Source organism: Sulfuricurvum sp. (assembly GCF_019163035.1).
GTDB lineage: Bacteria > Campylobacterota > Campylobacteria > Campylobacterales > Sulfurimonadaceae > Sulfuricurvum.
Genome location: NZ_JAFLKV010000053.1, coordinates 1 through 11732, shown reverse-complemented (window position 1 = coordinate 11732; position 11732 = coordinate 1). Strand labels below are relative to the sequence as shown.

General features: G+C 40.1%; 12 protein-coding genes. 9 read left to right on the top strand and 3 right to left on the bottom strand.

Features of this window, described 5'->3' with window-relative positions; translation table 11 throughout:
• Both JZU62_RS04945 and JZU62_RS04940 read right to left on the bottom strand, forming a co-directional pair.
• On the bottom strand, positions 1 to 192 hold a 192-nt coding region (locus JZU62_RS04945; protein WP_295012496.1), incomplete at its 3' end, for a hypothetical protein.
• Complete coding sequence (locus JZU62_RS04940) at positions 155 to 598, bottom strand: hypothetical protein (RefSeq protein WP_295012494.1); 444 nt, start codon at positions 596 to 598, stop codon at positions 155 to 157. The genes JZU62_RS04945 and JZU62_RS04940, both read right to left, overlap by 38 nt.
• Before the next feature lie 162 nt (positions 599 to 760).
• Here JZU62_RS04940 and JZU62_RS04935 point away from each other — a divergent pair, with 162 nt between their 5' ends.
• The 4 genes from JZU62_RS04935 to JZU62_RS04920 all read left to right on the top strand — a co-directional run bounded on the left by JZU62_RS04935 (position 761) and on the right by JZU62_RS04920 (position 5923).
• Entirely contained in the window at positions 761 to 2401 is a 1641-nt protein-coding gene (locus tag JZU62_RS04935) for an EAL domain-containing protein (RefSeq protein WP_295012492.1), read from the top strand.
• A gap of 162 nt (positions 2402 to 2563) precedes the next feature.
• Positions 2564 to 3979, top strand: a complete 1416-nt coding sequence (gene nifB, locus JZU62_RS04930) for a nitrogenase cofactor biosynthesis protein NifB (protein WP_295012490.1) — start codon at positions 2564 to 2566, stop codon at positions 3977 to 3979.
• A 10-nt stretch (positions 3980 to 3989) separates the two neighbouring features.
• Positions 3990 to 5099, top strand: a complete 1110-nt coding sequence (locus JZU62_RS04925; protein ID WP_295012488.1) for a homocitrate synthase — start codon at positions 3990 to 3992, stop codon at positions 5097 to 5099.
• On the top strand, positions 5096 to 5923 hold the full coding sequence (locus JZU62_RS04920) for a GNAT family N-acetyltransferase (protein ID WP_295012486.1): 828 nt from the start codon (positions 5096 to 5098) through the stop codon (positions 5921 to 5923). Before JZU62_RS04925 ends, JZU62_RS04920 begins: the two co-directional genes overlap by 4 nt.
• Positions 5924 to 5937: 14 nt before the next feature.
• Here JZU62_RS04920 and JZU62_RS04915 read toward each other — a convergent pair whose 3' ends face one another.
• Positions 5938 to 7572, bottom strand: a complete 1635-nt coding sequence (locus JZU62_RS04915) for a methyl-accepting chemotaxis protein (RefSeq protein ID WP_295012483.1) — start codon at positions 7570 to 7572, stop codon at positions 5938 to 5940.
• Between the two features lie 229 nt (positions 7573 to 7801).
• Here JZU62_RS04915 and JZU62_RS04910 point away from each other — a divergent pair, with 229 nt between their 5' ends.
• From JZU62_RS04910 to JZU62_RS04890, 5 genes are all read left to right on the top strand, one after another.
• Positions 7802 to 7999, top strand: a complete 198-nt coding sequence (locus JZU62_RS04910) for a CCE_0567 family metalloprotein (RefSeq protein WP_295012481.1) — start codon at positions 7802 to 7804, stop codon at positions 7997 to 7999.
• 10 nt (positions 8000 to 8009) lie between these two features.
• Positions 8010 to 8288 carry a hypothetical protein gene (locus JZU62_RS04905; RefSeq protein ID WP_295012479.1) on the top strand — a complete coding sequence of 93 codons (279 nt, stop codon included), beginning with the start codon at positions 8010 to 8012 and terminating at the stop codon, positions 8286 to 8288.
• Positions 8285 to 8734, top strand: coding sequence for a GNAT family N-acetyltransferase (locus JZU62_RS04900; RefSeq protein ID WP_295012477.1), 450 nt, complete (start codon positions 8285 to 8287; stop codon positions 8732 to 8734). The genes JZU62_RS04905 and JZU62_RS04900 overlap by 4 nt, the downstream gene beginning before the upstream one ends.
• Before the next feature lie 142 nt (positions 8735 to 8876).
• Positions 8877 to 10454: an ATP-binding protein gene (locus tag JZU62_RS04895; RefSeq protein ID WP_295012475.1), complete on the top strand. Its 1578-nt coding sequence runs from the start codon at positions 8877 to 8879 to the stop codon at positions 10452 to 10454.
• Positions 10442 to 11732, top strand: a 1291-nt coding sequence (locus JZU62_RS04890) for a response regulator (protein WP_295012473.1), incomplete at its 3' end; no start/stop codon positions are given. The genes JZU62_RS04895 and JZU62_RS04890, both read left to right, overlap by 13 nt.

Genomic DNA, 11732 nt, shown 5'->3' with positions numbered 1-11732 from the left:
TTCATTGAGTTGAGTCATAAGATCATCGTTGATGAAAGGGGCGCTGATAAAGAGTTGTGTCGAGCCGTTTTGCCCGCCGATGGTAAATTTCTCACCGGTGCTGTTTTTTAGATCGATTCGTTCGGATGCGTAGCCGACATCCAAAGGCATATCTTCAAGATGCAGGGTGGATGAATCGTAAGTGATCTGCAATTTCTGCTCCTATAATGAAATGGTTGAGCGCTTCTTCCGTCGTTTTTACAAATGGGGGTACTTTATGAAGCTTGATACCGACATTTTTCATCGCATAGAGGGTGTTGAGACAGTATTGATCGACAATAAGGGTATTGCATTTACCGATCACTTCGAGAAGGGCATAGTGCTCACTGATATGATAAGGATCTTTGGCTAACATGCTTTCACATTCGCACGACATCATTTTCGGATCATTCACCATATTCCCCGAATATTTTTGCCAAGGATTGAGTTTCGTTTCTATGTGACGGTATCGGATGTCTTTGCGATTTCCGCTCACTTCATACATGGAGAACATAGTGCACGAACACGGATTGTGGTGGTAAACAGCCCTTTTAGCATCCAGTGGGATAGCAATAATCATCAAGACTCCTCATGTTTCTTAAACAAAGACCTGCAATTTCTGTTCTCCTTGATACAGTGTTTAGAATATATAAATAATTTCCTAGAACTTTAGATGTATAAATATTCAGCAAAATTAGAATAAAATAATTTTTGTTAAAAATGGAGAGGAGAAAAGGTATTAATGAATCATCGTGGTGGCAACCAAAACGAGCTCTCTTCATTGAATGAAAGTGATGAAAATTTAAAGATCCTCGACCAATACAAAATGGTACTGGATCAGAGTGCTATTGTCTCCAAAACGAATACAAAAGGGATTATTACCTATGCAAACGATGCTTTTTGCAGTGTTTCTGGGTATAGCCGTGATGAACTGATCGGAAAAGCACATAACATCGGTCGCCATCCGGATAACTCTAAAAAGCTATTTAAAGATTTGTGGAAAACGATAAAATCGGGAAAAGTATGGAAATCAACGTTTAAAAACCTGACCAAAGACGGGAAAGAATATTATGTCAAATCAGTGATTGCCCCTATTTTTGATGATGAGGGGAAGATTATCGAGTATATCTCGGCACGAAATGATGTAACTGAATTGGTTAAACAAGAGGAAATTATTCAGCGCCAGCTAAAAGATACCCTTACCGGATTAAAAAATCGTACTGCGCTTCTCAATGATTTGGAAATCGGAGGTAATGAAATCATCCTCATGCTAGTAAATATCGACCGATTTTCGACTGTGAATGATTATTTTGGATATGAGATCGGGGATAAACTTTTAAAACTTTTTGCAGAACGTCTAGTGGAAACGAGCGTTCATGATCACCTTTATCGTATCAGTGGGGATGAATTTGCCCTCATTTGTGCTGATAGAGTATTTAATGATGAACTGAGAGATCATGCCATCGATCACATCAATAAGCTGGAAAGTTTTAAATACAATATTGCGGGGTATGATATCTCTATCAATGTCTCAGGGGGGATAGCTCATGCGACCTATTCAGATGTCTATAATCTGGCTCACATGGCACTCAAAGAAGCAAAAGAGCGGCAAGAAAAACTGATTTTTTTCAATGACAATACGGCGTTGACCGAGAAAACCCGTAATAATATATGGATGATCAACAAAATCAAATCGGCGATCGAAGAAGATAGAATCGTCCCCTATTTTCAAGGGATTGTGGATAACTCTACCCGCCAAATCGTTAAATATGAATCGTTAATACGTTTAGTAGAGAGCAACGGTACGGTTCTGAGTCCGTTTTGGTTTTTAGAACATGCAAAGAAATCAAAATTGTACGATAAACTAACCCGTATTATGGTTCAAAAAACATTTGCCGTATTTGAAAAAAACAACTATGAATTTTCGTTAAATCTTACGGTTCAGGATATTGTTTCGGATGAAACAAGGGAGTTTTTATATCAGATACTAGAGTCCTCACCTGCATCGGAGCATTTGATTTTTGAGATCGTGGAAACAGAAGGGATTGTCAATTATGATGAGGTTATTAATTTTATCCACACCGTCAAGCGGTTTGGATGTAAAATCGCTATAGATGATTTCGGCACCGGATACTCGAATTTTAGCTATCTTAGTAAGCTCGATGTTGATTTTATTAAAATTGACGGATCACTGATTAAAAACATCAATACAGACCAAGATCACCTTTACACAGTAGAAAGTATCCTCTTTTTTGCCCATCGCAAAGGGATCAAAACAATTGCCGAATTTGTCGAAGATGAGAGTGTTTTTGACAAACTAGTAGAACTCGGGATCGATTATTCCCAAGGCTATCTCTTCTCTGTCCCTAAACCTACTCTCTAACCTTAAATTCTACACACCCGTTAAAAGTGTGACAAAAACGTCGCACTTTGTTGAACTCTCCTTTTTAAACCCTTAGAACACACTTTGCATTAACTCCAATAAGAAATGATTACGTGCTGGATGAGGCAGAGGATCATTGGATTTTTTACCAAGGAGTTTAAGATGAGCTGTTCCTCAAACGGTAACGAAGCTTTTATGCCCGATGACATCAAAGAGAAGATTCATAATCATCCATGCTATTCAGAGGGTGCACACCACCATTATGCCCGTATTCACGTCGCGGTAGCCCCTGCGTGTAATATCCAATGCAACTACTGTAACCGTAAATACGACTGTTCCAATGAATCCCGTCCAGGGGTTACCTCAGAGCGCTTAAGTCCTGAAGAGGCGGCTAAAAAAGTGCTTCTCGTCGGCGGAGAAGTTCAGCGTATGAGTGTTCTGGGAATTGCAGGTCCGGGAGATGCGTTGGCGAATCCTAAAAAGACATTTGAGACATTCGGGATGGTTCGTAAATTCGCCCCCGATCTCAAACTCTGTCTCTCTACTAACGGGTTGGAACTCGCTACGTACATCGATGAGATGGTAGAGCATAACATCGATCATATCACCGTCACCATCAACAGCGTTGATGAGAGCGGAGAGATCGGCAGTCAAATCTATCCGTGGATTTTCTACAACAACAAACGTATTTATGGAAAAGAGGCGGCACAAATTCTCCTCGAACGTCAGCTAGAGGGGATGAAAAAATGTGTCGAAAAAGGGATTTTGATCAAGGCTAACTCCGTGTTGATTCCGGGAATCAATGACAAACATCTTCCTGAAGTCTCTAAAAAACTCAAAGAGATCGGTGTTTTCTTGCACAACATCATGCCGATCCTCTCCGAGCCTGAGTTTGGAACTGCGTTTGCCATAGCCGGAGTGCCGAGTGCAACCGATCAAGAACAAATGGCGGTACAAGAGGCGTGCGGTATGGATATGAAACTGATGCAGCACTGCCGTCAATGCCGCGCGGATGCGGTAGGGCTTATCGGTGAAGATCGCGGTGCAGAGTTTACCAAAGATACCTTTGCGGGGCTTAGTTTTGACGAGCTCCAAATCAAATACGATCTCGAAGCACGACAATCGGCACAGGCTAAAATCGAAGAGTTTAGATTCTTTCTCGATCAAGCGAATGAGCGTGTCCGTAAAGAGAAAGAAGAACTCAGTTCCGATGGTCATACAATCCTCGTTGCGGTTACGACAGCGGGTGAGGGGATGATTAACCAACACTTCGGAAGTGTGCGTGAGTTCTTGATCTACGAAGCGGGGGACAAAGGGATTCGATTTATCCACCACCGCAAAGTGGATACTGAGTATTGTGCGGGACCGGATGGCACCAACCCTCTTGCTCCGATTTTGGAAAAACTAAAAGATGTCAAACTGATCCTTACGGCAAAAATCGGTGGATGTCCGCAGGATGATTTAAAAGCGGCGGGGATCGTTGCGGATCAAAGTTATGCGTATCAACCGATGGAAGTATCGGTACTCAAAGCGACACGTAAATACTTTAACCTCCCAGAAGAGTTAGAAGTAAACTAAGGAGCCTATTATGGCGCTCATCAACGACACTACATTGCGTGACGGGGAACAAGCCCCTTATGTCGCATTCAATACCGATGAAAAACTCCGCATAGCGACACTTCTCGATGCTTGCGGTGCGGATGAACTCGAAATCGGTATTGCCGCGATGGGTGTCAAAGAGCGTGAAGATATTAAAGAGCTTTTAGGTTTAGGAGTAAAAGCACGTATGATGACATGGAACCGAATGAAAATGGAGGATTTAGAAGCTTCATTATCGTGCGGTATCAAAGCGGTTGATCTCTCAATCCCCATCTCTGATTTGTTGATCGGAGTGAAATTCGGCGGCAGTAAAGTCAAGCTGTTAAATGAGCTTGAGCGAGTCGTAAGCGCCGCATCGCGTGAGGGACTTTTTATCTGTATCGGGGGTGAAGACAGCTCTCGCGGAAGTCATGAGTTTATCCGTGATGTGATGGAGCTTGCCCATGAGTGCGGAGCGCACCGTTTTCGTTATTGCGACACCATCGGGGTGATGAGACCGACACAAACCTATACCTCAATCAAAGCCTTGAGTGATCTTAATCTTCTCCCCATCGAAATGCACACCCACAATGATTTCGGACTGGCAAATGCCAATGCCCTCAGTGGAATCGATGCGGGGGCAATCAGTATGAACACCACCGTGATCGGGTTGGGTGAGCGGGCAGGTAACGCCTCGTTCGAGCAGATTCTGATGGCACTCAAACATCTTTATGGTGAACCTAGAGCGATTGATCCGATTCAGTTACGAGAGTTGGTGCACACGGTGGCGCACGCTGCCAATATCGATTTGGCACGCAATGCACCCATCGTCGGTCAGGAGATCTTCGCCCACGAGAGTGGTATCCACGCGAGCGGTATGATGAAAGATTCCCATGCGTATGAGCCATACGAAGCGAGTGAAGTAGGGCTAGAAAGCTCTTACCCTATCGGAAAACACTCAGGCAGTGCGACGATCCGCTACCATTTGGCTCGCATAGGGATTAGTGCTGAGAATACGATTTTACGAGATATGCTCCCCAAAATCCGTGAAATCGTCACCTCACGGAAACGGGTACTCGATATCGGTGAACTTAAATCTCTTTATTTGGAATTCGCATGATTATACGGTGGCTCAAATATGCCGATGTGGCGGAACTGACGAGTATTGCCGAAGAGACGGGTTGGCTCCTCGATGGGTATCATGTCAAACTCATGATGATGCACTCACCTCACCTGTGCTACGGTGTATACGACGAGGGGGTACTCGTCGGTGCGGTGATGGCTATCGAATTTGAAACCTCGGCGATGATTAAATACTTTATGGTCAAACCGACCCACCAAAAACAAGGGTTAGGGCGACGTCTTTTTGATACCTTGTTCGGAGCGCTACAAAATGAGCACCCCTCGCTGTATCTCCATGCCAATCCGGCATTAGAATCTTTTTTCGGCGGATACGGCTTTAAGTCCGTGATGGAAGTAGGGCGTTTCCTCAATGTCGGAAAAGTCCCACCGTTTAGTTTTACCAACGCTCAGGCAAAAGAGCTTGATGGGGGTAATTTTGATGCGACGATCCGACGGATCGATATGGAGACGTTCGGTGAAGATCGGATGGATTTTATGATGGATGAGATGGAGCGTAATAGTTCACTCAAATTTGCTTTGCCGAACTCCTTTCAACACTCCAGTGTCATAAACTCACGCGGTGTTTATTTAGGTCCATGGCAATGCCGCGCGGGATTCCAGGATGAAGCGGAAAAGATGATGCAGGGGGTTCTTTATTTTAGAGGACTAAAAAAAGTGATCGCCGATGTCCCGATGGGAAATGCTAAAGCGGTCGCATTATTTGAAAAATACCATTTCGTGAACAAAGGGACATTTATTCACATGTGCTATGGTGATTCTCGAAATGTTAAGTTTGAGAATATCTATGCGTTTTCGCTATGATACTACTCTATTCGTTAAGTTCTAAATTGCTTTAATTGTGCATTGAGCCCTTCGCTCATTCGATCAAGATTTTTGGATGTATCCGCAATTTGTTCCACACTGATGGCATTTGCAGACGAAGAGATATTGATCGTTTGAAATAGTGCTGATACATTGTTGATAGCTATTTTTGCACGTTCAGATTCTTTTGATGTTATTTCGACTTTTTCTTTTGCTTTGGACATTGTATCTACGGTCAATGTGATGGATTCTTGAACTGATTTGGATGATTCAGAAGTTGCTCTAATCGATTTAGCGTTAATACCCATTTTTTCTCCAGCATCATTAATAGATTGAAGAATAATTTGAATTGTTGAATTGATTTCTAATAAACTTTTTTGTGTTCGTTCTGCTAATTTACGCACTTCATCGGCAACAACAGCAAAACCACGTCCGTGTTCCCCTGCACGAGCAGCTTCGATTGCTGCGTTAAGTGCTAAAAGATTCGTTTGATCCGCGATATCTCCTATCATAGTCAAAATCGATTGAACTTGGACTGCTTCTTGAGAAAGTCGTTCCAAGTCTTCGGCGAGAGCACTTTCTGCTTCTGAACTATGTTGGATGTCATCATCCATTTGAGCTATTTTTTCTTTTGCTTCTTGGAGTATTTCATTTGCATTTTCAATCTCCTTGACCATTTGCAACGACTGTTCTGTAGTAGACTCGATTATTTTTTCTACATTAGATAATTGGTATTGATTAGTGACGATTTCATGTGCATTTTTTTCGATTCTTTTACCGATATCGAGCGATGTTATACTTAGTTCAGCGGCTGTTTCTCCATTTTGATGAGAAATACTTTTAATATCTTTCATAATTTTTTGCATATTATCTAGAGACTTATTGATATGTGATGCAGCACTTGAAATTTCATCATTTCCTTCAATGGCGATACGGTGGGTTAAATTTCCATTATGCAATTCATTTGCCATTACGGACATTGAACTGATTTTTTTCAATATTATTTGAATCGAATGATAGACAATGTACAAAACACTTATAAAAATTAACAAAAATAAAATAAGAAGTTTTATACTTTCGGATTTTAATAAATCGGTAGCTTTTTTCTCATTGCTCAATGAATAATCATTAGACAATAGAACAATCTCGTCTACTGCTTTACGATGTTCAAAATAAACCTCTTTTAATTCTCCCGATGCCAATGAAGATGCATATGAAATATTGCCTGATTGGATGGCTGGTATGTATTTTTTCTCTAAAATATCATAATATTTAAGTGCAGGACTATAAGACTTATCTACCATAAGCGGGCGAATTTTTTCGTGATTAAGATTATCTACCCAAAACTTATGTCGAACTTCATATTCACCTTTTAGTCGCTCAATCGTCTTAATCAGGGTAGAGAGTTCATCAGAATTTTTAGTCTGTAACATTTCTAAACTAACTAAACGAGTTTCAATAATATATTCGGGGGGAGGAAGAACATCGGCAATTAGATCTTTCGTCTGAACAATTTCGTGGTAAAGATCACCATTAATTTTGATTGAGTTCATGGCAAGATAGGATATTAGTGCAAATAGTGAAAAACCTATAGCAAAAATTACTGCAAATAACCATAGTCTTATTTTAATTGTTAATGATTGAAACACTCTTGTCTGCCTTTTATTTATACATTGTTTTTAAAATTATATCGATTATTTGTTGCAAATACATTGCAAATGATTAAATAAAAGGCATATTTAGCAATCCAAAGAAAGAAATGACAAAGATAGCCTGTTTTAGTGTATCGATCTAGTGTGATGACAGTAAAAAGATCCTTATTTGAAAGGTAGTAGTATGAACGAAAAATGCATATATTGATCAAAAAAGGAAGCTACTATGTCTGAAATGACGGAACAAGATTACAAAAAAGAGTTAGCAAAACTTAAGCGTTTAGCGGTTGAAGTTGCTTCTGAAATCCATGATATCGTTGAAGATACTGTTTGGACGAATCATGTTAAAATGCCTGAACTGGCTCAAAAACTTTATGAAGCAGTTGAAAAAGCTAACGCTTATAAGGCAGAACACTCTCTTTAAGGGATAAACCATGGCAACAAAAGAAGATGTCTTAGCGTTAGAAATCTGTGAATGCGGTAACAAAAATGTTGCCGATGCCATAAAAATATTTCAAGAAACCTCTCTCCCTTATAAAAAAGCAAAAAAACTCGTCACAGAGTGTGACAAGAGCTGTTGTCGTGCAGCTCTTTTGCGACTCTTTGATATGTCCTATTTTGGTACATTCGATTATGAAGAGATAGAGCGTCTCATTCAACTTCGCCACGATAAACTGGGTGAAATACTAGAGCGAATGAAAACAGGACGATGAGTATTCGACGCGCTCGTTATGATGATATTCCTGCTATGGCGAATCTTTTGAGTGAACTTTTTACCATCGAAGATGATTTTGCCATCGATATTGAGAAACAATCTCATGGATTAAAACTTCTACTCGACACTGAAAATGCGATTGTTTTGGTTGCGCAAGAAGAGGAAAACGTTATCGCTATGGCAACCGTCCAGAAACTTGTTTCTACTGCGATAGGGGAATATGTTGGATTGATAGAGGATGTTATTGTTCATGAAGCTTATAGGGGCAAAGGGATCGGAAAATCGTTACTCGAGGAATTGATTACAGAATCGGAAATAGCAGGACTGAAACGGTTAGCTCTCGGTGCCGATCATCGAAATCACAATGCCATCGCTTTTTACGAAAAATTCGGATTTACTACTAGTCAGATGGGCCTTATGTATTTTTTTCATCACATTCCATAGTAAAAAAAATCATAATAAAATTATTTTAATTTCATCTGTTTGCTCTAAAAAATAAAAAGAGATTTTACAATTATTTTGTATCACTATAATGCTACTATGTCATAAGAAATAGGATATTTTTGGCAGTTGGATGGGAAATTGAATGATTAATAATTCTTCGAAAGAGCAATTAAAACAACGTTTGAGAGAGAGTGATCCGACATATCGATACTATAAAACAATATTTAATCTTACCAGTGATTTAATTGCTTTGAGTGACGGTGATCGTATTGTTGATGCCAATAAGGCATTTATCACTTTTTTTGAAGCTCTTGGAGCCGATATATTCGCACCTGATTTTTTCCTGTCAAATCGCTTTGAAGAGATTGAGAAATACGGCTATGTGTATGATGGTTATCAGGGAAAACGATGGTTTGAGACTATTTTACACGGCGAAAAAGAGCATTATCGTGTGGGGATTGCTTCGCAGGAGAAACTCTATACGTTTAACCTTTCTGTATGTCCTATCGATTCGGTTGAGGGGATATACGTTGTAACCCTTTCGGATGTAACCGAAATGATGGGATATCGTAGTATTCTCGAAGAGGGACTTCGGACCAGTGTCCATGATAAAGAGGAAGCACAGCTTTTATTGGAACAATACGATCATGCGATAAATGTATCCAATTTAGTGGCAAAATGCAATCTTGAGGGAAAAATTATATATGTTAATGATGCTTTTTGTAAAACACTTCATTATACTCACGATGAACTCATTAATCAGAATGCATCTATCCTCTTTTTTGTCGATTCAGAGGCTGTATGTGAAAAAGCGACATGGTCGGGGTTAGAAAGTGGAGAAATATGGAAAGGGGTTTTGAAAAACAAGGGGCGTACGGGCAGTGTCCATTATTTTGATAGTACTCTATTCCCGTTAAAAAACAAAGAGGGAAAAGTTGTCGAAATCCTCTCCATTCGGCATGAAATCACGGAAATGATGAAAGCCAAAGAAGAGGCAATACAAACCCTCGAAGCCAAAACCAAATTTTTTGATCAAGTATCGCATGAACTTCGCACCCCCCTTAACGCCATTGTCAATTTTACCGATCAGGCATTAGAGAGTTTTGATGAGATGTTTGAGGATGAAGAGAGCCGAGATTTGGTAAAAATGTATTTAGAAAGATCCTATAAAAATTCGCAAAATCTTTTATCTTTGATCAATTCGCTTTTGGACATCGCAAAACTTTCCTCAGGAAAAGAGACTTTTATGATCGGGCAGTACGATGCGGTACATTTGGTTCGAGAAGCGTTTGAAAATTGTACGAGTTTGAATAAAAATGTTAACGTAGAATATAAACTGACACTTAATACTGCTTCAGCACCGATCGAATGCGATCCTTTTAAATTTAGACAGATCATTACCAATCTTATTTCCAATGCGTTTAAGTTTACCCTTGAGGGTTTCATCGAAGTGAGAGTGGGTGGAAGTGATGACATGTACACTATAGAAGTGGCTGACAGCGGCATCGGGATCCCAAGTGACAAACTCTCTTCCATCTTTGAACCGTTTCAACAAGTAAGAGAGCATGATATAGGGACCGGTTTAGGGTTGAGTCTTGTTCGGGAATACTCTCACGCAATGGGATTTTTGTTAGAGGTTTCTTCGGTTGAAGGAAAAGGTTCATGTTTTACATTGAATCAAAAAAAATTAAAGAATGAAGGGGAAACATGGGTCATTTAAAATTGCTTATTGCAGATGATGTCGAAGACAACCGTCTCGTCTTAAGAGCCATTTGTCGTAAGATTGAAGGGTTTGAGATCAAAGAGGCATGTGATGGTGTTGAGGCAGTAGAGATAAGTGATGAGTGGCATCCGGATATTATCTTGATGGATGTGATGATGCCTCGCCTTGATGGGTTTCAAGCTTCAAAAATAATCAAAAGCCGTTATCCCGAAACTATTATTATGGCGGTAACTGCGGTAATTGATCCGAATATGGAAGCGAACATGGCTTCCCTCGGGGTAATGGCTTATATCCATAAACCGATTGATAAAGAGTTGATTCGGTTTAAACTTGAAAGTTTCGGAGCATTGATTCGTTCGAGAGAGGGGAAATATAAAAAGCTTAACGAAAAAGAGGCATTAAATCCATTTACTTCTGATATCCGTCATTTCAAAACTATTTTTGATATTGATGATGCTGAGGGGATGATGGATTTCGGAATGTGGATATTAGGGCGTTGCGAAGAAAAATCTGCCCTCTCCTGCATTCGATTGGATACAGCATTAGGGTTGTTTTATGAGCTAATGCGTCATGGAACCCGTGATGGTCATTCTATCTCTATCACTATAGAAGAGAGTTTTGAAGAGATGTATGTTATTATCGAGTTTGAAGAGAATATTACATCAAACCCAAAAGGGATAGCATTGTTGAATCAGTTAGGTACTGAATGTATTGTACGTGAAAATATTGTATCTGTCCGATTGGGAATGCATCATAAAAGTGTAAATGGGGTGAACGAAACATCTTCATCAGTAGCACCATTAGAGACAAATGAAGCAGTATCTGTTGATATTCCATTCAGTGAACCACCGGTGGTACGGGAAGTTCGTTTTATTCAATCTGAGGAGAAAGAGCTCCTTCGTCAAAGTTTTGTCCTTAAAACGACTGCGGCTGATTATGTCCGCGAGATCGGAGGGGATGTCCTCGATGAGATTCGTGATTTGGAAAGTTTGGACGAAGATTGGAAAGAGAAGCTTCATATTTTCGAAATGGAGCCCTCATCACAAAATATTCGTCATTTTATAGATGGAGTTTTGGGTATCTATGTTGGTGCAATAAACAATTTATTAGAATTTACGGCGCTCGCCTATGCTCTCTCATCTCTTGGAGTTTTTTTAAAAGAGAATGCTGAGATGATTATTGGTGATCCCAAGAAACTTAATACCCTTATTATGCTGATGGAGCATTTAGGGTCTGATCTTACATCATGGAGGGAACATATATTTTCATTGCAGG

Bases quoted from the DNA above. Each gene is read 5' to 3' on its own strand.
- JZU62_RS04905 (WP_295012479.1), top strand. From the start codon at position 8,010: ATGGCAACAAAAGAAGATGTCTTAGCGTTAGAAATCTGTGAATGCGGT.
- JZU62_RS04935 (WP_295012492.1), top strand. From the start codon at position 761: ATGAATCATCGTGGTGGCAACCAAAACGAGCTCTCTTCATTGAATGAA.
- JZU62_RS04925 (WP_295012488.1), top strand. From the start codon at position 3,990: ATGGCGCTCATCAACGACACTACATTGCGTGACGGGGAACAAGCCCCT.
- nifB (WP_295012490.1), top strand. From the start codon at position 2,564: ATGAGCTGTTCCTCAAACGGTAACGAAGCTTTTATGCCCGATGACATC.
- JZU62_RS04895 (WP_295012475.1), top strand. From the start codon at position 8,877: ATGATTAATAATTCTTCGAAAGAGCAATTAAAACAACGTTTGAGAGAG.
- JZU62_RS04910 (WP_295012481.1), top strand. From the start codon at position 7,802: ATGTCTGAAATGACGGAACAAGATTACAAAAAAGAGTTAGCAAAACTT.
- JZU62_RS04920 (WP_295012486.1), top strand. From the start codon at position 5,096: ATGATTATACGGTGGCTCAAATATGCCGATGTGGCGGAACTGACGAGT.
- JZU62_RS04940 (WP_295012494.1), bottom strand. From the start codon at position 598: ATGATTATTGCTATCCCACTGGATGCTAAAAGGGCTGTTTACCACCAC.
- JZU62_RS04900 (WP_295012477.1), top strand. From the start codon at position 8,285: ATGAGTATTCGACGCGCTCGTTATGATGATATTCCTGCTATGGCGAAT.